The sequence below is a fragment of the Stenotrophomonas sp. YJH_SMC_81 genome (genome assembly GCF_059370875.1).
On sequence record NZ_JCAFUB010000001.1, the window covers coordinates 304,416 to 322,774 of the forward strand.

General features: G+C 66.4%; 26 protein-coding genes and 1 tRNA gene. 8 read left to right on the forward strand and 19 right to left on the reverse strand.

Going from position 1 to position 18,359, the window contains the following annotated elements; all coding sequences use genetic code 11:
• Positions 1-5: 5 nt before the first annotated feature.
• The gene (locus tag AC5P8U_RS01420) at positions 6-212 is read right to left on the reverse strand and encodes a hypothetical protein (protein ID WP_072169134.1); all 207 of its coding nucleotides are present in this window, start codon (positions 210-212) and stop codon (positions 6-8) included.
• Positions 213-613: 401 nt separating this feature from the next.
• Between AC5P8U_RS01420 and AC5P8U_RS01425 the strand changes: the two genes are divergently transcribed.
• Genes AC5P8U_RS01425 through AC5P8U_RS01435 form a run of 3 tightly spaced genes read left to right on the forward strand, consistent with a single transcriptional unit; the run spans position 614 to position 1,507 of the window.
• The gene (locus tag AC5P8U_RS01425; RefSeq protein WP_088496164.1) at positions 614-895 is read left to right on the forward strand and encodes a hypothetical protein; all 282 of its coding nucleotides are present in this window, start codon (positions 614-616) and stop codon (positions 893-895) included.
• Between the two features lie 12 nt (positions 896-907).
• Positions 908-1,141 (forward strand): DUF1653 domain-containing protein, encoded by a 234-nt coding sequence (locus AC5P8U_RS01430; RefSeq protein WP_072169132.1) that lies wholly within the window; start codon positions 908-910, stop codon positions 1,139-1,141.
• Between the two features lie 33 nt (positions 1,142-1,174).
• On the forward strand, positions 1,175-1,507 hold the full coding sequence (locus AC5P8U_RS01435; protein WP_053499229.1) for an SMR family transporter: 333 nt from the start codon (positions 1,175-1,177) through the stop codon (positions 1,505-1,507).
• Positions 1,508-1,529: 22 nt separating this feature from the next.
• On the opposite strand, the gene AC5P8U_RS01440 is transcribed toward AC5P8U_RS01435, so the two are convergent.
• From AC5P8U_RS01440 to AC5P8U_RS01460, 5 genes are all read right to left on the reverse strand, one after another.
• A complete protein-coding gene (locus AC5P8U_RS01440; RefSeq protein ID WP_088496161.1) occupies positions 1,530-1,703 on the reverse strand; it encodes a DUF1328 domain-containing protein in 174 nt (57 codons plus the stop codon).
• Positions 1,704-1,797: 94 nt separating this feature from the next.
• Positions 1,798-2,439 carry a LysE family translocator gene (locus tag AC5P8U_RS01445; RefSeq protein WP_188240784.1) on the reverse strand — a complete coding sequence of 214 codons (642 nt, stop codon included), beginning with the start codon at positions 2,437-2,439 and terminating at the stop codon, positions 1,798-1,800.
• Between the two features lie 98 nt (positions 2,440-2,537).
• A complete protein-coding gene (locus tag AC5P8U_RS01450; protein WP_005417839.1) occupies positions 2,538-3,146 on the reverse strand; it encodes an ATP-dependent Clp protease proteolytic subunit in 609 nt (202 codons plus the stop codon).
• A 37-nt stretch (positions 3,147-3,183) separates the two neighbouring features.
• Positions 3,184-3,534 (reverse strand): SRPBCC family protein, encoded by a 351-nt coding sequence (locus AC5P8U_RS01455; RefSeq protein ID WP_072169129.1) that lies wholly within the window; start codon positions 3,532-3,534, stop codon positions 3,184-3,186.
• Entirely contained in the window at positions 3,534-3,845 is a 312-nt protein-coding gene (locus tag AC5P8U_RS01460; protein ID WP_072169128.1) for an ArsR/SmtB family transcription factor, read from the reverse strand. Before AC5P8U_RS01460 ends, AC5P8U_RS01455 begins: the two co-directional genes overlap by 1 nt.
• An 86-nt stretch (positions 3,846-3,931) precedes the next feature.
• Between AC5P8U_RS01460 and AC5P8U_RS01465 the strand changes: the two genes are divergently transcribed.
• On the forward strand, positions 3,932-4,624 hold the full coding sequence (locus AC5P8U_RS01465) for an aspartate/glutamate racemase family protein (RefSeq protein WP_088496163.1): 693 nt from the start codon (positions 3,932-3,934) through the stop codon (positions 4,622-4,624).
• 12 nt (positions 4,625-4,636) lie between these two features.
• Here the strand turns inward: AC5P8U_RS01465 and AC5P8U_RS01470 are convergent, their stop codons facing one another.
• Complete coding sequence (locus AC5P8U_RS01470) at positions 4,637-5,032, reverse strand: hypothetical protein (protein WP_061478088.1); 396 nt, start codon at positions 5,030-5,032, stop codon at positions 4,637-4,639.
• Positions 5,033-5,274: 242 nt separating this feature from the next.
• Here AC5P8U_RS01470 and AC5P8U_RS01475 point away from each other — a divergent pair, with 242 nt between their 5' ends.
• Positions 5,275-5,790 carry a DUF3011 domain-containing protein gene (locus AC5P8U_RS01475; protein ID WP_447897458.1) on the forward strand — a complete coding sequence of 172 codons (516 nt, stop codon included), beginning with the start codon at positions 5,275-5,277 and terminating at the stop codon, positions 5,788-5,790.
• 203 nt (positions 5,791-5,993) lie between these two features.
• Here the strand turns inward: AC5P8U_RS01475 and AC5P8U_RS01480 are convergent, their stop codons facing one another.
• The 11 genes from AC5P8U_RS01480 to thrS form a co-directional block, all read right to left on the reverse strand.
• Positions 5,994-6,335 carry a low molecular weight protein tyrosine phosphatase family protein gene (locus tag AC5P8U_RS01480; protein ID WP_072169125.1) on the reverse strand — a complete coding sequence of 114 codons (342 nt, stop codon included), beginning with the start codon at positions 6,333-6,335 and terminating at the stop codon, positions 5,994-5,996.
• Entirely contained in the window at positions 6,332-6,532 is a 201-nt protein-coding gene (locus tag AC5P8U_RS01485; protein ID WP_088496157.1) for a hypothetical protein, read from the reverse strand. The genes AC5P8U_RS01480 and AC5P8U_RS01485 overlap by 4 nt, the downstream gene beginning before the upstream one ends.
• A 117-nt stretch (positions 6,533-6,649) precedes the next feature.
• A tRNA-Pro gene (locus AC5P8U_RS01490) sits at positions 6,650-6,726 on the reverse strand.
• A gap of 68 nt (positions 6,727-6,794) precedes the next feature.
• Positions 6,795-7,151 (reverse strand): MerR family transcriptional regulator, encoded by a 357-nt coding sequence (locus AC5P8U_RS01495; protein WP_053518690.1) that lies wholly within the window; start codon positions 7,149-7,151, stop codon positions 6,795-6,797.
• Positions 7,132-7,431, reverse strand: coding sequence for an integration host factor subunit alpha (locus AC5P8U_RS01500; RefSeq protein ID WP_005410432.1), 300 nt, complete (start codon positions 7,429-7,431; stop codon positions 7,132-7,134). Before AC5P8U_RS01500 ends, AC5P8U_RS01495 begins: the two co-directional genes overlap by 20 nt.
• A gap of 27 nt (positions 7,432-7,458) precedes the next feature.
• Entirely contained in the window at positions 7,459-9,840 is a 2,382-nt protein-coding gene (gene pheT, locus AC5P8U_RS01505; protein WP_227836942.1) for a phenylalanine--tRNA ligase subunit beta, read from the reverse strand.
• Positions 9,841-9,927: 87 nt separating this feature from the next.
• Entirely contained in the window at positions 9,928-10,923 is a 996-nt protein-coding gene (locus AC5P8U_RS01510) for a phenylalanine--tRNA ligase subunit alpha (protein WP_072169124.1), read from the reverse strand.
• Positions 10,924-11,116: 193 nt separating this feature from the next.
• Positions 11,117-11,476 (reverse strand): 50S ribosomal protein L20, encoded by a 360-nt coding sequence (gene rplT / locus AC5P8U_RS01515; RefSeq protein ID WP_005410435.1) that lies wholly within the window; start codon positions 11,474-11,476, stop codon positions 11,117-11,119.
• Between the two features lie 11 nt (positions 11,477-11,487).
• Positions 11,488-11,685 (reverse strand): 50S ribosomal protein L35, encoded by a 198-nt coding sequence (rpmI, locus tag AC5P8U_RS01520; RefSeq protein WP_005410436.1) that lies wholly within the window; start codon positions 11,683-11,685, stop codon positions 11,488-11,490.
• Between the two features lie 266 nt (positions 11,686-11,951).
• Positions 11,952-12,494, reverse strand: coding sequence for a translation initiation factor IF-3 (infC, locus tag AC5P8U_RS01525; RefSeq protein WP_080104334.1), 543 nt, complete (start codon positions 12,492-12,494; stop codon positions 11,952-11,954).
• A gap of 48 nt (positions 12,495-12,542) precedes the next feature.
• Positions 12,543-14,444 (reverse strand): threonine--tRNA ligase, encoded by a 1,902-nt coding sequence (gene thrS / locus AC5P8U_RS01530; RefSeq protein WP_262222731.1) that lies wholly within the window; start codon positions 14,442-14,444, stop codon positions 12,543-12,545.
• Between the two features lie 428 nt (positions 14,445-14,872).
• Here thrS and AC5P8U_RS01535 point away from each other — a divergent pair, with 428 nt between their 5' ends.
• Genes AC5P8U_RS01535 through AC5P8U_RS01545 form a run of 3 tightly spaced genes read left to right on the forward strand, consistent with a single transcriptional unit; the run spans position 14,873 to position 17,002 of the window.
• Positions 14,873-15,169: a hypothetical protein gene (locus AC5P8U_RS01535; protein ID WP_005410439.1), complete on the forward strand. Its 297-nt coding sequence runs from the start codon at positions 14,873-14,875 to the stop codon at positions 15,167-15,169.
• The gene (locus AC5P8U_RS01540; protein WP_061478092.1) at positions 15,169-15,432 is read left to right on the forward strand and encodes a hypothetical protein; all 264 of its coding nucleotides are present in this window, start codon (positions 15,169-15,171) and stop codon (positions 15,430-15,432) included. Before AC5P8U_RS01535 ends, AC5P8U_RS01540 begins: the two co-directional genes overlap by 1 nt.
• 10 nt (positions 15,433-15,442) lie before the next feature.
• A complete protein-coding gene (locus AC5P8U_RS01545; protein ID WP_423173094.1) occupies positions 15,443-17,002 on the forward strand; it encodes a PepSY-associated TM helix domain-containing protein in 1,560 nt (519 codons plus the stop codon).
• 37 nt (positions 17,003-17,039) lie between these two features.
• Here AC5P8U_RS01545 and AC5P8U_RS01550 read toward each other — a convergent pair whose 3' ends face one another.
• Positions 17,040-18,230 carry a glycoside hydrolase family 18 protein gene (locus tag AC5P8U_RS01550; RefSeq protein WP_188240779.1) on the reverse strand — a complete coding sequence of 397 codons (1,191 nt, stop codon included), beginning with the start codon at positions 18,228-18,230 and terminating at the stop codon, positions 17,040-17,042.
• Between the last annotated feature and the right edge of the window lie 129 nt (positions 18,231-18,359).

Below are 18,359 nucleotides of genomic sequence, written 5' to 3' on the forward strand. Positions count from 1 at the left end.
TGGCGTCACTCTCCAACGTAAAGCGCGTCTACCGTGTTGCCAAGCGCCTCGACCCGCACCGTGCTGCGCTGGCCGGTGCGGCGGTGATGCTCCAGGGCCAGCGCGGCGGCGGCATCAAAGGCGTCGGCGCCCCGCGCGTAACCCGTGGTGTCGCTCAGCTGCGGATGCAGTACGGACCAGCGCTGGGCATTGCATTGGACGGTGATGACCATCGGAGTCTCCTGCGGATGAAAGGGTGCAGTGGCAGGCAGTTGGCCGCTTGCCGTTACACCATCAGGCTAGCGACCGCCTCCGGGATGGCCTATCAGATTTGTACGAAAATGCCGCGCCCTCGCATCGGATCTCGGCTTTCCTCACATCCCTGAGTCCGTTTAGCCCGTTCATTCCGTGATCCTTGTCACGGAGTCAGGCTGGCTTCACACTACCGTCATCAACAGGGGCCCCTTCCACATGCGCACCTTCCTCCCGCACCAGCGTTCGACGTTGCTGAAGTTCTATTTCGTGGCCTGCTATCTGATCCTGATCGAAGAGTTGATCCGCGCCGCCGTGCATTGAGCGCTTGCTGACGGGCTATTTGCGACAGAAAATGTCGCTTTACGCACGGAGCTCGCGCATGAAGGTGCTTCTTCTGATTCCAGCGCTGCTGGTTCTGGCCGCATGCGCGAGCCCGGGCAATGCACCCCGGCGTGCCGACGGCAAGCCTTCGACCACCACGCCGAGGGTAGGCGGCGATCGTGACGCGCACGGCTGTATCGGCTCTGCCGGCTATCAGTGGTGCGAACACAGCCAGCGCTGCGAGCGCCCCTGGGAACTGGCGCAGGCGCAGGGCCTGGCCAACACGGCCGAGGCCATCGACGCGTACTGCGCCAAGCCCGCCAGCCCGGCGCGCAAGTGAGCACGCCCTGCCATGGCTGAGCTGACTCCCCTGCCCGATCTCGTCCGTGGCCGGTATCGCCACTTCAAGGGCGGCGAATACGAGGTGATCGATATCGTCCGCAGCAGCGAGACGTTGGAACCGATGGTGCTTTATCGCGCACTCTATGGCGAAGGCGGCCTGTGGGTACGCCCCTACCCGATGTTCATCGAGCAGGTTCCGGGCGAACACGGCCCGCAGGCGCGCTTCGCTCGCATCGACGATTGATCCGGTGCGACCCGCAGTGACCCGGAGCCCGCGATGAACCCTTATATCTACCTGGCCGCCGCCATCGTGCTGGAAGTGATCGCCACGTCACTGCTGAAAGCCTCGGACGGCATGAGCCGGCTGTGGCCGACAGTGGGCGCGCTGGTTGGCTATGGGCTGTGCTTCTACCTGCTGTCGGTCACCATGAAGTCGGTGCCGACCGGCATCGCCTATGCAATCTGGTCCGGCGTCGGCATCGTGCTGATCTCGCTGATCGGCCTGGTGGTGTTCAAGCAGCGGCTGGATGCACCGGCATTGATCGGGATCGGCCTGATCTGCGCCGGCGTACTGGTGATCAATCTGTTCTCGCGCAGCAGCGCGCACTGAAGACGCTGCTGCGCGACTGGCGCTAGCTGACCTTCTTCGCCACGCTCATGCCGATCAGGAACAGGACCACGGCGATGATGATGCCTGCCCAGAACAGGAACTTGGCGATGCCCACGGCGGCGCCAGCGATGCCGCCGAAGCCCAGCACGCCCGCGATGATGCCGATGACGGCGAAGATGATGGCCCACTTGATCATGTCAGTCCTTTCCCTGCAGGGAACGCAAACGGTGCGATCAGGCTAGGCCGCCACCGATGCGGCGCTCGTGAACGGGCCGCGTGTGCGGCGTGAATCAACGCGGCCGGAAGCGCAACAACGCCACTGCGAAAGCCAGGAACACGCTTCCCACCAGCCGCTCGAACCAGCGCCGTGCGAATGGCTTTGCAAGCCAACGGCGCAGGCCGTGGCCACCGGCTGCGTACATCGCGTACCAGAACAGTTCGCAGGCCGCGAAGGTCGCGACCAGCACGCTGTACTGCACGGCCTGGCTGCGCGACGGGTCGACGAACTGCGGCAGGAACGCTGCGGCGAACAGCAATAGTTTGGGATTGCTCAGGCCGACCCACAGGCCGCCGCGGAACACCGCGCCTGCGCCATGTACCGGCGCCAGTGTGACCTCTGCAGCATCAACCACCGCGGGTGCGGGCCGGCAACTGTCACGCCAGGCCTTGATGCCGAGCCAGGCCAGGTAGGCCACACCGAGATAGCGCAGCACCTCGAACAGCATCGGCGAGGAATGCAGCAGCGCACTCAGGCCCGCTGCGGAAGCCGCCAGCACCAGCAGCATCGCCAGCAGGCAGCCGGCCATGGCCGGCACACTGCCACGGAACCCCAGCCCGACGCTGCGGCCAAGGATGTGCAGCATGTTGGGCCCGGGCGTCCCGCACAGCACGAAGACCGTGGCCAGGAACCACCACCAGGTATGCAGGGCCATATCAGGCGTCCACTTCAGAACATCCAACCAGCATAGAGTGCGCCGGCCTGGCGCGGCACACACAGTGCAGCATGGATGCGGTGGTTACAGAGGCAGACTCAGGCCGCGAGCGCGTCGCGCCGTACCAGTACCTGGTCGATCAGGCCCCATTCGCATGCCTGCTCGGCACTCATGAACCGATCGCGGTCCAGGGTCTGTTCGACCTCCTCGAAACTGCGTCCGCAATGCCGCGCATACAGCTGGGTGATGCGCTGCTTGGTGCGCTGCATCTCCTCGGCGTGGATGAAGATGTCCGAAGCCTGGCCCTGCACCCCGCCCAGCGGCTGGTGCACATGCAGGCTGGCATTGGCCAGCGCCGCGCGGTGACCCGGCTCGCCGGCCATCAGCAGGAACGAACCCATCGACCGCGCGGTGCCCATGCACAGCGTATGCACCGGGGCCGAGATGTATTGCATCGTGTCGTACATCGCCAAGCCGCTGGAGATCACCCCGCCCGGCGAGTTGATGTACAGATGGATCGGCTTCTCCGGATTTTCAGATTCAAGGAACAGCAGTTGCGCGCAGACCAGCGCCGATACGGTGTCATCGACTTCGCCGTTGAGAAAGATGATGCGCTCGCGCAGGAGCCGCGAGTAGATGTCATAGGAGCGCTCACCGCGCTCGCTGCGTTCCACCACCATCGGTACCAGCTGCATTCTGTCCCGCATGTGCCTGCTCCCTGTAGCGTTCGATCCAGGCGCCGGCTCACGCCGCGCGCATCACCGTGCGATGGTCATCGTTGGACGCCGGCGGTATCAGCGCGCGCCGGTCGGTGAGCCGGTGCACGATGGTCAGCACCGTTCCCCCATCCTCATCACCGCGCAGCCGGAAACACACCAGGCTGTGCAGATGTGGGGGCTGTGCATCGCGCAAGCGGAATCCCAGCTCCCGCCCCTCCTCGCACAGGCAGGGCTGTGGATCGGCAAGATCGGCGGCAGGCAACCAGCGCTCACGCAGTGCCGGATCGAACAGTGCGCGCCAGACCCGTTCCGGTGGCACAGGCAACCGCTGCTCCATCACCAGCGCGGGAGCCGCTTCCTCCAGAACATCGTCCATCAGTCCATCTCCTCCAGCAGGTTCTGCAGTGCGGACATCCGCGCCGGCCAGTAGGCCCGGTACCGCTGCAGCCAGCGACCGATGTGGGCCAGCCCGCGCGGATCGACTTCATAGTGGACGAAACGTCCCTGACGCTGCTCACGCACCAGCCCTGCATCGCGCAGCACTGCCAGGTGCTGGGACATCGCAGACTGGCTGATCGCAATGCCCTCACGTAGCGCGCTGGCATGTTGCCCGCCATCGGCCAGCTTTTCGAAGATATGGCGGCGGGTGGGGTCGGCCAGCGCCTTGAACAGGGCGTTCTCGATCATGGCCTATACATTAGCGATTACTAATGTGTCGTGCAAGTCCCGCATCGGTTGTGCTGCAATGACGGCTCCCTGGCATGGAGCTGAGCATGAAGACCCTTGGCCTGATCGGCGGCATGAGCTGGGAAAGCTCCGCGCAGTACTACCGTCTCATCAACGAGGCGGTGCGGAACCGCCTCGGTGGCGCCCATTCGGCGCAACTGCTGCTGTGGTCGGTGGATTTCGCCGGCATCAAGCAGTTGCAGCACGACGGTCGGTGGGATGTGCTGGGCAACCACATGCTCGATGCTGCACGGCGACTGCAGGCCGGTGGCGCCGAGCTGCTGGTGATCTGCACCAACACCATGCACACGCTGGCCGACCGGATCGAAGCCGAGTGCCGGTTGCCCCTGCTGCATATCGCCGACCCGACCGCCACGGCGATCCTGCAGGCCGGCATCCGCAAGGTGGGACTGCTCGGCACCGCCTTCACCATGGAGCAGGCGTTCTACCGCGACCGGCTGCAGGACCGCTTCGGGCTGCAGGTACTGGTTCCGGAGGCTGATGATCGCCGCTGCGTGCACGACATCATCTACCAGGAGCTGATCGCCGGCGTGGTCAGCGAGCACTCGCGGCAGGTGTACGCCGGCGTGATCGCGCGGCTGGTCGCGCGCGGCGCCGAAGCGATCATCCTCGGCTGTACCGAGATCATGCTGCTGGTGCGCCCCGAAGACAGTGCGGTGCCGTTGTTCGACACCACCACCCTGCACGCGCTTGCGGCGGTGGACGCGGCGCTGGCCTGACCGCGCGCAGCGTCAGCCTTCGCCCTGGACTTCCAGTGCGGTGATCAGCCAGTCGACCACGGCTTGCGAATCACACAGGAAGAAGATGGCATCGCCCGAACGCGCTTCGGTCAGCAGCCGATAGACGGTAATCGCCACCGCCGACTGGTTAGCGATGAACACCTCCGGGCTGCGCGGCCCTTCGCTGTGGCCGGCCACGGCGTGCAACGCCTTGCGCGCAGCCACGGTGGCGGGCGGGTCTGCGCTGCGGGTCAGTTCCGGCCCGCGCAGGCCCCACGCAATGAACACATGCTTGCCCTTGAACGTGGTGTCCAGGACACGCACCTGCCCGGCCTCTGCGCCAGCCGAGCGATGAATGACGGTACTGCTGATCAACGCAACCCCCTGTGGTCGTCGTGGTCCGCGCATCCTCCTCCGCAAGCCGGCTGCACGCCAGTGACGGCAGCCACAGGCTGCGCCGGCATGCGTGGGAGACATGTAAGAAGGTGTAAGCCGATGCGATCGGATGTGCCGCGATGATAAGGGATGTAAGGCCCTGCATGGGCCGGTGCGCACTACTAAATCCCCACTGAGCCAGCGCCGGAACGATCCGTTCCGACGGCCTCGGGCTGGTCCATTCTTGCGGCCCATTCCCTCTGCCTAGGCTCTCCATGACCCATCGCCCGTTGCTGCCGATTGCCACCTCCGCCCTGGCCCTGTTGCTGGGGGCCACCCCGGTGGCCGCCCAGGACTACGTCAGCGATCACATTCCGCCGCTGCGTTGCGAGTCGCAGTTCAACAAGACCCAGCAGTGCCCGATCGAAGGCCGCATGCGCATGGCCAGACAGCTGTCGGTCACCCGCTGCGTCGAGGACCAGAACTGGGGCCAGAGCCGCCGCATGCTCTGGGTCACCGAAGGCTGCCGCGCTGAGTTCGTGGCCGACGAACAGGGACGCGGCCGCTGGCCGGGGCGCGGCCGGGACCGTGACCGGGATGACGACGGCGAGCGCCTGGTCTGCGAGTCCTACGAACAGAAGGACAAGGAATGCCGCATCCGGGTGCGCCATGGAGTGCGCTTGGTCAAGCAGAAGTCGGTGACGCCGTGCGTCGAGGACCGCAACTGGGGCTGGGACCGCCGCGGGGTGTGGGTCAGCGACGGCTGCCGTGCCGAGTTCCGCGTGTATTGACTGCCGACCACACGCTGGCTGTGGCGGATACGCAGACACGGCCGACGTGATCGATGGACCGGGCGCATCCAGCCCAGGAGCCTTCGATGACGCCACCCGATCCTTCCTCGACGATGCTGCATATCCGCGAGGTGATGCCCGCCTCGGGTTCTCACCGGCAGCGGCATCGTGCATGGATTGGACGAAGGCGATCCGGAGCTGATCTACCGCTTTTCCGGCAGCTGATCGAGATACATGGTCACCTTTGCGTCCAGCAGGTCCATCAACGCCGGATCCATGCAGCGATAGTCGTCGGGGATGTCCAGGCAGTGCACGCGCTTGTGTTCCAGCAGGCGCGCGTACGCGGCCTTCAGGCGATGCTGGTGCTTGGCCTCCATCACGAAGACGACATCGGCCCAGCGGATATCCGCCGGGCCGATGGGGCGTCGTGCGTGCGGGCTGGTGCCGGCCGACTTCGCGTTGAAGCCGGGCCGCCGTCGCCACATGGCTTCGGCGGTCGGGCTCCGCAGCTGGTTGCGGCTGCAGACGAACAGCAGGTTGATCATTCCTGTTCCTGCAGTTGGCGGGCGCTGAGGACCGGATAGGTGAAACCCAGCTGGCGTGCACGCGCGAGCTTGGCATCCCGCGTATACAGCAGCTTCCAGTTCTTCTCGGGCTTGTAGCGGTAGGCCGTCGTGGCGCGGTCGCCACCACGGTTGCGGGCCTGGCTGCGACGCCAGGCACGGTTTCTTGCAGATTCCATGATGTGTTCTCGTGAGTACCGGGTTCAGCAGCCGCGGTAGTACGAGTGGCGCGCAGCATACACCGCACGCACAAAAAAGCCCACGCATCGCTGCGCGGGCTTCCTGATTCATCACAGTGGTCGGGACGGCCGGATTCGAACCGACGACCCTCTGCCCCCCAGGCAGATGCGCTACCAGGCTGCGCTACGCCCCGACTGATGCTGCGATGTGCCCGCCAGTGCGGCGGGCCGTGAAGTATAGCGGATTACGATGGAAATGGGATCAGCGGCGCAGCAACTGCAGCACTTCTTCCAGTTCCATGCGCACCTGCTTGATGATCTGGTTGCTCAGCGCCGATTCCTCGCGGGCATCGGGACCCTCCAGGCGCAGGCGTGCACCACCGATGGTGTAGCCCTGTTCGTACAGCAGGCTGCGGATCTGCCGCACCATCAGCACGTCATGGCGCTGGTAGTAGCGGCGGTTGCCTCGGCGCTTGGCCGGCTCAAGGCTGGGAAACTCGGTTTCCCAGTAGCGCAGGACGTGCGGCTTGACGTCGCACAGCTCGCTGACTTCACCGATGGTGAAGTAGCGCTTGGCCGGGATCGGCGGTAGTTCGCGGTTACTGCCCGGATCCAGCATAAGCTTCCACCCTCTCCTTGAGCTTCTGGCCCGGACGGAAGGTGACCACCGTACGGGCGGAAATCGGAATTTCCTCGCCGGTCTTGGGGTTGCGACCCGGGCGCTGGTTCTTGCGCCGCAGATCGAAATTACCGAAACCCGACAGCTTCACCTGACGTCCCTGTTCCAATGCTTCACGCAGCACATCGAAAAACGCGTCGACGAATTCCTTGGCTTCCCGCTTGTTCAGACCGACTTCGTCGAACAGCTTTTCCGCCATCTCCGCCTTGGTCAATGCCATTGCCTGCTACCCCCGAGTGCTGCCCGCTCAGCCGCGGATCCGGGCGTGGTGTTCACGCTCGATGGCAGCGACCGCCTCGGCCACCACCGCATCCACGTCGCGGTCCGTCAGAGTGCGCGACTTGTCCTGCAAAATCAAGCCCATAGCGAGACTCTTGAACCCCGGCTCGACGCCCTGGCCAACATAGCGGTCGAACAGGTTCAGGTCGCGCAGCAGCGGGCCGGCGGCCTGGCGGACGGTCGCGGCCAGATCGGCCCAGGCCACCTGTTCAGGCACCAGGAACGCCAGGTCGCGACGCACCGCCGGGAAGCGCGACAGCTCGCCGGCACGGGGCAGGCGACGGGCGGTCAGCGGTTCCAGATCCAGCTCGAAGGCGTAGACATCGGCCTCGATATCCATCGCCTTGGCCAGGCGCGGGTGGATCTGGCCGATCCAGCCGATCGCCACGCCATCGCGGAACACCTCGGCCGACCGCGCCGGGTGGCCGTAGGCACGGGACGACGGGCGGAACTCCAGTACCGCACCACTGGCAGCCGCCAGCGATTCCAGGTCGCCCTTCAGGTCATGGAAATCAACCTTGCGGGTCGGCAGGCCCCACTGCACCGCCTGCGCCTCACCGCAGACAGCTGCCGCCACGCGCGGCGTTTCCAGCGGTGCCAGTTGGCCATCTCCGGCCTGCTGGGCGAACACGCGGCCGAGCTCGAACAGGCGCACGCGGCCGAGCTGGCGGGCGGCGTTGCGGCCCAGCGTGGCGACCAGGCCCGGCAGCAGCGACGGGCGCATCACCGCCAGTTCGGCCGACAGCGGGTTGGCCAGCGGCACCAGGCCGTCGCGCAGCTGCCACTGGGCCAGCAGGGCATCGTCGACGAAGGCGAAATTGACGGTTTCCTGCAGGTCGCGGGCGATCAGCTGGCGACGCACGCTCAGCGCGTCCAGCTGGGTCTCGCTCGGCATCGCCACGCGCGAGGCACCGCCCGGCAGCGTGGTCGGGATCTGCTCGTAACCGTGGATGCGGGCCAGCTCTTCGATCAGGTCTTCTTCAATGGCGATGTCGAAGCGGCGGCTCGGCGCGGCGACCTGCCAGCCCTCGGCCGTGGCAGCCACGTCCATGCCCAGCGCGCGCAGGATGCGCTCGACTTCCGCATCGTCGATGGTGATGCCGAGCACGCGGGTGATGCGGGCGCGGCGCAGCACGATGGTTGCCGGCTGCGGCAGATCGGCTTCACGCACGGCCTCGGTAACCGGCGCCGGGGTACCGCCGGCCAGGTCCAGCACCAGGCGGGTGGCGTATTCGATGGCGGTGCGCGGCAGTGCCGGATCTACGCCACGCTCGAAGCGGTGGCCGGCATCGGTGTGCAGGCCCAGCTTGCGGCCACGGCCCATGATCGCAGCCGGCGCGAAGTGCGCGGCTTCCAGGAACACGGCAGTCGTCGCGTCGGTGACGCGGGTGTCGAAGCCGCCCATCAGGCCGGCAAGGCCGATCGCACGATCGGCGTCGGTGACCACCAGGAAGCTCTCGTCCAGCGCGGCATCGCGGCCGTCCAGCAGCTTCAGCGTCTCGCCCGCGCGCGAACGGCGCACGGCAATGCTGCCCTGCAGGGTGCCGAGGTCGTAGGCATGCATCGGCTGGCCCAGCTCCAGCATCACGTACTGGGTGATGTCGACCAGCAGCGAGACCGGACGCACGCCACTGCGGCGCAGGCGCTCGGCCATCCACAACGGGGTTCTGGCGGCGGCGTTGACGCCTTCGATGACGCGGCCCAGGTAACGCGGCGCTTCGGCGCCAGCGTCGAGCTGGATGCTCAGCTCACGGCTGCCGACCGCCGGAATGGCGTCAGCGGCGAAGTCCAGCACTTCGCTGCGGGTGGCGGCGGCGACGTCGTAGGCGATGCCGCGCAGGCTGAAGCAGTCGGCGCGGTTCGGGGTCAGCTTGATCTCGATGCTGGCGTCCGGCAGGCCGAGGTACTCGATCAGGGCATGGCCGACCGGTGCGTCATCGGGCAGCTCCAGAAGGCCGGAGGCATCGTTGTCCAGGCCCAGCTCCTTGGCCGAGCACAGCATGCCGTTGGACTCCACGCCGCGCAGCTTGGCCGGCTTGATCTTCAGCTCGCCGATCTGCGCACCCACCATGGCCAGCGGCGCGACCAGGCCCGGGCGCGCGTTCGGTGCGCCGCAGACGATCTGCAGCAGTTCGCCCTGCCCGGCATCGACCTTGCACACCTGCAGGCGATCAGCTTCGGGATGGCGCACGGCCTCGACGATGCGCGCCACGACCACGTGATCGAGGCCTTCGCCCAGCGCGGTCACGTCTTCCACTTCCAGGCCGATGGCGGTCAGCACTGCACTCAGTTCATCGCGCGAGGCGCCGGTCGGGACATGGCTGCGCAGCCAGTTTTCGGAGAATTTCATGGTGTCACCCTGGTGGGCCCGGCGCATGCGCCTGGGCCTGCGAATTTAGGAGCAGCCGAGCATGGCTCGGCTCTACATGGTTGCGGCTTACGCGAACTGTTTCAGGAATCGCACGTCGTTCTCGAAGAACGCGCGCAGATCGTTGACGCCGTAACGAAGCATCGCGAAACGCTCCACGCCCATGCCGAACGCGAAGCCGGTGTAGCGCTCCGGATCGATGCCGACGTTGCGCAGCACGTTCGGATGGACCATGCCGCAGCCCAGCACTTCCAGCCAGCGGGTGCTGCCGTCGGGCTGCTGCCAGGCAATGTCCACTTCCGCGCCCGGCTCCACGAACGGGAAGTAGCTGGGGCGGAAACGCATCTCGAAATCGCGCTCGAAGAACGCGCGCACGAACTCGGCCAGCGTGCCCTTCAGGTCGGCGAAGGTCGAATGCTCGTCCACCAGCAGGCCTTCGACCTGGTGGAACATCGGCGAGTGGGTCTGGTCGCTGTCGCTGCGGTACACCTTGCCGGCGGCGATCATGCGCAGTGGCGGCGCGTGGTCGCCCATGTAGCGCACCTGCACGCCGGAGGTGTGCGTGCGCAGCAGGCGGCCGTCGCCGAAGTAGAAGGTGTCGTGCATGGCGCGCGCCGGATGGTGCGGCGGAAAGTTCAGCGCCTCGAAGTTGTGCCAGTCGTCCTCGATCTCCGGCCCTTCCGACAGCTCGTAGCCCAGCCGGCCGAAGATGCCGGTGATGCGCTCCAGGGTGCGGGTGATCGGGTGCAGGCCGGCACGCTCGCCGTTGCGGCCCGGCAGGGTGATGTCGATGGCTTCGGCGGCCAGGCGCGCATCCAGCGCCGCGTCTTCCAGCAGCGCCTTGCGCTCGCCCAGCGCGCGGGTCAGCGCGTCGCGGGCCTGGTTGATCGCTTCACCAGCGGCCTTGCGCTCGTCCGCCGGCAGGGCGCCGAGCTGCTTGAGCTGCGAGGTGATGCTCCCACTCTTGCCAAGCAGGGCAACGCGCAGCTGTTCCAGCACGTCGGGACTCTGTGCGGCGGCCACATCGGCCAGCGCCTGGGTGGTGAGGGATTGGATGTCGCTCATGGGGGGCCGGAACTCCAGTCGATCTGCCATCGCGATGCGCGAAGGGCCGACCCCTGTCGCCACCGCCGTCCCCGCGCTGCCGCCATGGCCTCGCCGGAACCCAAAAAAGAATGGGGAAGGACTTGCGCCCTTCCCCATGCATTGCCTTGACCTGACACCGTTCCGAGTGAACGGTTACGGCATCGGGAAGGACTTATGCCGCCAGCGCGCCCTTGGCCTTTTCGGCCAGCGCAGCAAAACCGGCTGCGTCGTGCACGGCGATGTCAGCCAGGACCTTGCGATCCAGGGTGATGCCGGCCTTCAGCAGGCCGTTCATGAAGCGGCTGTAGCTCAGGCCGTTGATGCGGGCAGCCGCGTTGATGCGGGTGATCCACAGCGAACGGAAGTTGCGCTTCTTCTGCTTACGGCCGATGTAGGCGTACTGCTGTGCCTTGATGACCGCCTGCTTGGCGACGCGGAAGACCTTGCGACGGGCGTTGTAATAGCCCTTGGCGAGATCCAGAATCTTCTTGTGGCGGCGACGCGCCTGTACGCCACGCTTAACTCGTGCCATTTTTCAGTTCCTCAGAGGTAAGGGAGCATGCGGTCCAGACGGCCTGCGTCTTCTGCACGGACATGGCCCGTCTGACGCAGATTACGCTTACGCTTGGTCGCTTTCTTCGTGAGGATGTGGCTACGGTTGGCGTGGCCGCACTTGTACTTGCCCGAGGCGGTCTTGCGGAAACGCTTGGCCGCTGCCCGGTTGGTCTTGATCTTGGGCATTGCAATGTCCTTGATGGGATATGACCCTGGTTTCTGACTGATCTGGCGGCGGCCTGGGCCGCTCTTTCCGTCCTGCCATGATCGGCGTACGACCCGTCCTGGGTGGGTCGAGCCGGGCATGATACAGGCAAAACCGCCCTGCCACCAGCCCCTGCAACCCTTTCACCGGCACTTCACCGGCATCCTGCAAAAGCAAAGGGACGCCAGCGGCGCCCCCTTACCCTGAACCATTCAGCCAGGCGCCCCGCAAGGCGGCCCGTCAGGCCTCAGGTCTTCTTCTTCGGCGCGATCATCATGACCATCTGACGCCCTTCCAGGCGCGGACGGGATTCAATGACGATGTCCTCGCCCAGATCGGCCTCGATCCGGTTGGCCATTTCACGTCCCAGTTCCTGGTGGCTCATTTCACGGCCACGGAAGCGGATGTTGACCTTGATTTTGTCGCCTTCTTCAAGGAACCCGCGCATCTTGCGCAGCTTGATCTGGTAGTCGCCCTCGTCCGTGACCGGACGGAACTTCACTTCCTTGATCTCGACCTGCTTGGTCTTCTTCTTGGCCTCGCTGGCCTTCTTCTGCGCTTCGAACTTGAACTTGCCGAAGTCCATGATCTTGCAGACCGGCGGATCGGCCTGCGGCTGGATCTCGACCAGGTCCAGGCCTTCATCTTCGGCCATGGACAGCGCTTCGTCGCGCGACAACACGCCGATCATTTCTCCGTCACTGCCGATCACGCGGACGCGCGGCACACGGATTTCCTGATTCTTGCGGTTCTGTTTGTTGTCAGGGGTGCTGATATTACGTTCTCCCAAGGGTATCGAACCGGTCCGGGTGCCTGTGCGCCCGGACCGGACCTTTGCTTACGCGCCCTCGGCGTGGAGCCGCTCGATGAAGGCCTGCAGGCTCATGCTGCCCAGGTCTTCGCCAGAACGCGTACGCACCGCTACAGCCCCATTCTCCTTCTCGCGGTCACCGATGACCAGCAGGTAGGGCACGCGCTGCAACGTATGCTCGCGGATTTTATAGCCGATCTTCTCGTTACGCAAATCCGAGCTGACGCGGAAGCCTTGCTCCGCAAGGGTTTTGGTCACGCCCGCGACGTAGTCGGCCTGGGCATCGGTGATGTTGGCCACCACCACCTGGGTCGGCGCCAGCCAGGCCGGGAACTGGCCGGCATGGTGCTCGATCAGGATGCCCAGGAAGCGCTCCATCGAGCCGACGATGGCGCGATGCAGCATGACCGGGTGCTTCTTCTGGCTGTTCTCGTCCACGTACTCGGCGCCGAGGCGACCCGGCATCATGAAGTCGACCTGCATGGTGCCCAGCTGCCAGGTACGGCCGATCGCGTCCTTCAGGTGGTACTCGATCTTCGGGCCGTAGAAGGCCCCCTCGCCCGGCAGCTCCTGCCATTCCACGCCACAGGCGGTCAGTGCCGAGCGCAGCGCGCCTTCGGCCTTGTCCCAGGTGGCGTCGTCACCCAGGCGCGATTCCGGACGCAGCGCGATCTTGATCTGGATCTCGTCGAAACCGAAGTGCCGGTAAACCGCCAGCGCCTGCTGGTGGAAGGCCGTCACTTCCGACTCGATCTGGTTTTCCGTGCAGAACACGTGGCCGTCGTCCTGGGTGAAGCCACGCACGCGCAGGATGCCGTGCAGCGCGCCGGACGGCTCGTTGCGGTGGCAGGAACCGAACTCACCGTAGCGGATCGGCAGGTCGCGGTAGCTGTGCAGGCCCTGGTTGAACACCTGGATGTGGCCCGGGCAGTTCATCGGCTTGACCGCGTACGTGCGCTTCTCCGATTCGGTGAAGAACATGTTGTCCTGGTAGTTGTCCCAGTGGCCGGACTTCTTCCACAGGCTCACGTCCAGGATCTGCGGGCAGCGCACTTCGCCGTAGCCGCTGCTGCGGTAGACCTTGCGCATGTACTGCTCGACCACCTGCCACAGTGCCCAGCCCTTCGGGTGCCAGAACACCAGGCCCGGGGCTTCTTCCTGCAGGTGGAACAGGTCCTGCTGCTTGCCGATGCGGCGGTGGTCGCGCATCTCGGCTTCCTCGATGCGCTTGATGTACGCCTCCAGCTGCTTCTTGTCGGCCCAGGCGGTGCCGTAGATGCGCTGCAGCTGCTCGTTCTGCGCGTCGCCGCGCCAGTAGGCGCCGGAGATGCGGGTCAGCTTGAAGGCCTTCAGGAAGCGCGTGTTCGGCACGTGCGGGCCGCGGCACATGTCCACGTACTCCTGATGGTAGTACATGCCCATCGCCTGGATGTCGTCGGACATGTCTTCGATCAGACGCAGCTTGTAGTCCTCGCCACGGGCCTTGAAGATCTCGATCACCTCGGCGCGTGGCGTCATCTTCTTGATGACGTCGTAGTCCTGGGCGATCAGTTCACCCATGCGCTTCTCGATCGCGGCCATGTCGTCCGGCGTGAACGGGCGCTCGGAATAGATGTCGTAGTAGAAGCCCTCGGCGATCACCGGGCCGATCACCATCTTCACGTCCGGGTACAGCTGCTTGACGGCGTGGCCGACCAGGTGGGCGCAGGAGTGGCGGATGATCTCCACGCCCTCCTCGTCCTTGGCGGTGATGATGCGCAGGCTGGCATCGTGGTCGATGACGTCGCTGGCATCGACCAGCACGCCATCGACGGAACCGGCGATGGTGGCCTTGGCCAGGCCGGCACCGATCGACTGGGCGACGTCCATGACGCTGACGGGATTTTCGAACTCGCGGCGGCTGCCGTCGGGAAGGGTAATGTTGATCATCGCATTGGCTTCGTGCGGGGCCCGCGGGGCGGGCTGGAAAGCGTTCCCGGGCCGCGGCCCGGGCAATAAAAAAGCGCCGCGAGGGCGCCTGGAACACAGGGCCTTCGGGGGCAGGTCAACAGTGGGCGGTGGTAGTGCTCATGTCGCACGCTCGGCCGGCGCTGGGCGCGGGCCACCTTGTTCCAGTCAGGAGTCTGCGACGATCTTAAACCAGCGCACCGGAAAGCCCAAGGGCTGCCGTACGGTCCGCTGAATGGCCGGCGCTGGCGGCGTGAAAACGCAATGATTACCATGTCCGCGCAGCCCGCCCCGTGCCAGCCTGCCCGCTTCCCCCAGGACCTCGTGATGCGCCACCCGCTCCGACCGGCTCCCGCCGGCCCCGCCCGTGCCCCGCGTTCGCCGGCCCACTGCCGCGGCGCCCGCCCGCAATGATCACCGTCGGCCTTTCCACCCTGGGCTTCTGCAGCCTGGGCATGCTGGCAGCGATGTTTTCGGCACTGGCCTTCTATGCCGCCTCGCCGCACTGCCGTTGGCCGCGCCTGCGCCGCGCCGGTCGCCTCGGCCGCCAGATCGGCCTGGTCGCCGCGGCTGCCGCATTGTGGCTGTGGATGGCCGAACTCGGTTTCGCTGCCGGTCTGGTGGCGATGCTGTGCACCTGGATGCTCGCCGCGATGCTGCTGCCGGCGCTGGCCGCCTGGCATCGCCCGGGCACGGAGTCGCCGTGATGTGGTCGCGCGCCATCGCCGGCATCATCGCTGGCTTCCTGCTTGCGGCCGCCGCGACCGGCCTGCTGGCCTGGCTGCCGCCCGGCCCTTGGCAGCGCGCACTGGTGCCGACCCTGATCGCCTTCATCCCGTTATGGATGCTGGCCGCCCTGTGGGCGTTCAGCTTCCGCAGCGCACTGCGCGCCTGGCTGGTTCTGGGTGGCAGCGCCGCGGCCGGCTTCGCCGTGCTCGGGCTGCTGCGCCTGGCCGGCGCGGTGCAATGAGAGCTCCCCCATGAAGTTCAGTTCGCAGACGCTGCGCACATTCACCACCCTGCACACCTGGGTCGGCCTGGTCGCCGGCTTCGGCCTTTTCGTGGCCTTCTATGCGGGTGCGCTGACCCTGTTCCATCACGACTTGCCGCTGTGGCAGACCCCGGGCGCAGCCACCGCCTTGCCGGCGGGCCTGGACGATGCGCAGTACCTGCTGGAAGACGTACTGGCGACACACCCGGAGGCCCGCCGCCACGTTGGCATGACCTTCCCCGGCACCGAACACCCGCAGCCCCTGGCGTACTGGCAGGCCGATGACGGCAGCTGGCGCTACGCCTGGCCGGGCCAGATCGCCGGCAGCCCCTCGCCGCCGCAGACCGGACTGGCAGAACTGGTCAACGAACTGCACTACAGCCTCGGCCTGCCGGTGGCCGGCATCTATGTGATGGGCATCGTCAGCCTGCTGTATGGCATGGCGCTGCTGAGCGGCCTGGTGATCCACCTGCCGAGGCTGTTCGGCGACCTGTTCGCGCTGCGCCCGGGCCGCAACCTGAAGCAGCTGTGGCAGGACGCGCACAACGTGATCGGCGTGCTCAGCCTGCCTTTCCACCTGATGTTCGCAGTCACGGGCGCCCTGCTGTGCCTGGTGTTCGTGCAGATGGCCCTGCTCAATCCGCTGATCTACGACGGCAAGGCGCTGCAAGCGGTACCGACCGCGATGGACACTGCGCCGGTGCGCGATGCCAGCGGGATTCCGGCGCCACCGGGCAGCCTGCGCGTGCTGCATGCGCGCGCACTTGAAGTGGCCCGCGCGCAGGGCGTGGCCAACTTTGAACCGGCCTACCTGAAGCTGGCCAATGGCGGCGATGCCAACGCCACGATCGAGATCACCGGCGAGGCCAGTGGCACCCTCGGCCCGCTTGGTGCCGTGGCATTGGACGTCGCCACCGGCAACCTGCTCGCGTCGCAGCTGCCGGGCCAGCGCGACGCCAACCACGCCACGCTCAGCGCCGCCTACGCGCTGCACTTCGGTGAGTTCGGCAACGGCGTGGTGATCTGGCTGTACTTCCTGCTCGGCCTCGGCGGTGCGTTCCTGTTCTACTCCGGCAACCTGCTGTGGATCGAGTCGCGGCGCAAGCGTCGCCAGCCGCAACAGCCACGTGCCGGTGTGAACATGGCGCGGGCCACGGTCGGCGTGTGCATCGGCCTGTGCGTGGCGATCTCGATCGCGTTCGTCACCGCACTGGTGCTGGAGCGGCTGGCACCGTCGGCGGTCGACCACGGCATCCGCTGGGCCTGCTTCGGCAGCTGGGCAGCCTGTGCGCTGTGGGCTGCACTGCGCCGTCCCGCGCAGGCCGCGCGCGAACTGCTGTGGGCCGCAGCGATCAGCACTGCACTGGTGCCGGTCCTGCACGGTGCACTCAATGGTGACTGGCTGTGGCGCGCCGCCGGGCGTGGCCAGTGGCCGCTGTTCTGGATCGATGCCATCGCGCTGGCCATGGCCTTCGGCTTCGCCCGCCTGGCCGTCGCCAGCCAGCGCCGCGCCCGCAACGGCGATCCGAACAGCGTCTGGGCGAACTGAAGCGTCGCCGGGCATGAGCCCGGCGCCAGCACGCGACTCAATCGCCGATGCGCGCCTTCTGCCACGGGCCGAGCATGGCGTTGAGCAGGCTGGCCTGCTCGTCGTCGCCGGTCAGCTCCCACATGAACACCCCGGCCAGGCCCTGCTCGCGGGCGAACTGCGCACGCAGCCCGATCGAGCGCGGGTCTTCATAGCTGATGAAGACCTTCTGTTCGGCGTTGTACAGCCACGGGCTCTGCGCCTGCGGCTGCCAGTGCCTGGTCCAGCCCGGCTGGTCGAGATAGCGCGCCTTGATCACCCGCCAGTCGCCGGCGTCGGCCGGTGTGCTGTAAGGCTGATACAGGCCATCCGGTGCATCGCCGGTGACCTTGAAGCCGCGCCCGTAGAACGGCACGCCCAGCACCAGCTTGTCGGCCGGTACACCGTGCTCGCGGTAGTACTGCACCGCGCCGGCCACGTTGTTCCAGCGGCGCAGCTCCGGCGCCAGCGGATCGGCCGGCACTTCATGCAAGGGCGCATTGAAGGTCGACACCGACGAGAAGCCGGTGCCCATGTCGTAGCTCATCAGGTTGATGAAATCGAACACCCTGGCCAGCGCCGGCAGGTCGTAGCTCGCCGCCGGATCATAGGGGCCATCGGTCTGCAGGCGACCGGCGGCCAACGCGGCGGTCAGCAGCATCGGCTGGCCAACCTTGCGACCGCGCGCATCGAGTGCCTGGCGGAAGGCCTGCGCAAGCCGGGTCAGGTTGGCGCGATCCTGCGGGCGGTGTGCCAGCTCCTCCGGCCCACCACTGACCGGGAATTCCCAGTCGATGTCCACACCATCGAAGCTGCCTGCATGGCGCTCGAAGAACAGCGCCATGCATGAGTCGACCAGGCGCTTGCGGCTGGTTTCGGTCAGTGCCGCATCGGAGAAGCCGCCTGCGCCCCAGCCGCCAATGGAAATCAGCGTGCGCAGGTGCGGGTGCGCCTTCTTGAGTTCGGCCAGTGCGGCGAAATTCTTCGGCGCTTCCGCACCGACCGTGCAGCGGCCGTCCTCGATGGTGGAGAACGCGTAGAACAGGTGGGTCAGGCGCTCGGCCGGAATGCTCGACACCGGATAGCGCTCGGCCGATCCACCAGGGTAATAGGCGCCGAAGATCGGCTGCTGTGCGGGCGCTGCGTGCGCGGCAATGGGCAAGGCACCGGCAATCAGCACGGCAAGGACGGCCACGGTCTGGCGGAACATGGGATCTCCCGGTTCAAAGGCGCCGCCACGTTAGCAAACCGATAGGGCTGCGGTACGGATGTCGCGGCATGTCGTCCCATGGACAGGCGCGATCCGTGCAACGGTGACAGAACGATGGCTGCGTGGCGG

Bases quoted from the DNA above. Each gene is read 5' to 3' on its own strand.
- AC5P8U_RS01420 (WP_072169134.1), bottom strand. From the start codon at position 212: ATGGTCATCACCGTCCAATGCAATGCCCAGCGCTGGTCCGTACTGCAT.
- AC5P8U_RS01475 (WP_447897458.1), top strand. From the start codon at position 5,275: ATGACCCATCGCCCGTTGCTGCCGATTGCCACCTCCGCCCTGGCCCTG.
- AC5P8U_RS01440 (WP_088496161.1), bottom strand. From the start codon at position 1,703: ATGATCAAGTGGGCCATCATCTTCGCCGTCATCGGCATCATCGCGGGC.
- AC5P8U_RS01495 (WP_053518690.1), bottom strand. From the start codon at position 7,151: ATGCTGGATCCGGGCAGTAACCGCGAACTACCGCCGATCCCGGCCAAG.
- AC5P8U_RS01485 (WP_088496157.1), bottom strand. From the start codon at position 6,532: ATGGAATCTGCAAGAAACCGTGCCTGGCGTCGCAGCCAGGCCCGCAAC.
- AC5P8U_RS01465 (WP_088496163.1), top strand. From the start codon at position 3,932: ATGAAGACCCTTGGCCTGATCGGCGGCATGAGCTGGGAAAGCTCCGCG.
- rpmI (WP_005410436.1), bottom strand. From the start codon at position 11,685: ATGCCCAAGATCAAGACCAACCGGGCAGCGGCCAAGCGTTTCCGCAAG.
- AC5P8U_RS01430 (WP_072169132.1), top strand. From the start codon at position 908: ATGGCTGAGCTGACTCCCCTGCCCGATCTCGTCCGTGGCCGGTATCGC.
- AC5P8U_RS01435 (WP_053499229.1), top strand. From the start codon at position 1,175: ATGAACCCTTATATCTACCTGGCCGCCGCCATCGTGCTGGAAGTGATC.
- AC5P8U_RS01460 (WP_072169128.1), bottom strand. From the start codon at position 3,845: ATGATCGAGAACGCCCTGTTCAAGGCGCTGGCCGACCCCACCCGCCGC.
- AC5P8U_RS01455 (WP_072169129.1), bottom strand. From the start codon at position 3,534: ATGGACGATGTTCTGGAGGAAGCGGCTCCCGCGCTGGTGATGGAGCAG.
- AC5P8U_RS01480 (WP_072169125.1), bottom strand. From the start codon at position 6,335: ATGATCAACCTGCTGTTCGTCTGCAGCCGCAACCAGCTGCGGAGCCCG.
- AC5P8U_RS01445 (WP_188240784.1), bottom strand. From the start codon at position 2,439: ATGGCCCTGCATACCTGGTGGTGGTTCCTGGCCACGGTCTTCGTGCTG.
- AC5P8U_RS01450 (WP_005417839.1), bottom strand. From the start codon at position 3,146: ATGCGGGACAGAATGCAGCTGGTACCGATGGTGGTGGAACGCAGCGAG.
- AC5P8U_RS01425 (WP_088496164.1), top strand. From the start codon at position 614: ATGAAGGTGCTTCTTCTGATTCCAGCGCTGCTGGTTCTGGCCGCATGC.
- pheT (WP_227836942.1), bottom strand. From the start codon at position 9,840: ATGAAATTCTCCGAAAACTGGCTGCGCAGCCATGTCCCGACCGGCGCC.
- AC5P8U_RS01470 (WP_061478088.1), bottom strand. From the start codon at position 5,032: ATGCGCGGACCACGACGACCACAGGGGGTTGCGTTGATCAGCAGTACC.
- AC5P8U_RS01510 (WP_072169124.1), bottom strand. From the start codon at position 10,923: ATGAGCGACATCCAATCCCTCACCACCCAGGCGCTGGCCGATGTGGCC.
- AC5P8U_RS01545 (WP_423173094.1), top strand. From the start codon at position 15,443: ATGAAGTTCAGTTCGCAGACGCTGCGCACATTCACCACCCTGCACACC.
- AC5P8U_RS01535 (WP_005410439.1), top strand. From the start codon at position 14,873: ATGATCACCGTCGGCCTTTCCACCCTGGGCTTCTGCAGCCTGGGCATG.
- thrS (WP_262222731.1), bottom strand. From the start codon at position 14,444: ATGATCAACATTACCCTTCCCGACGGCAGCCGCCGCGAGTTCGAAAAT.
- AC5P8U_RS01540 (WP_061478092.1), top strand. From the start codon at position 15,169: ATGTGGTCGCGCGCCATCGCCGGCATCATCGCTGGCTTCCTGCTTGCG.
- AC5P8U_RS01550 (WP_188240779.1), bottom strand. From the start codon at position 18,230: ATGTTCCGCCAGACCGTGGCCGTCCTTGCCGTGCTGATTGCCGGTGCC.
- rplT (WP_005410435.1), bottom strand. From the start codon at position 11,476: ATGGCACGAGTTAAGCGTGGCGTACAGGCGCGTCGCCGCCACAAGAAG.
- AC5P8U_RS01500 (WP_005410432.1), bottom strand. From the start codon at position 7,431: ATGGCATTGACCAAGGCGGAGATGGCGGAAAAGCTGTTCGACGAAGTC.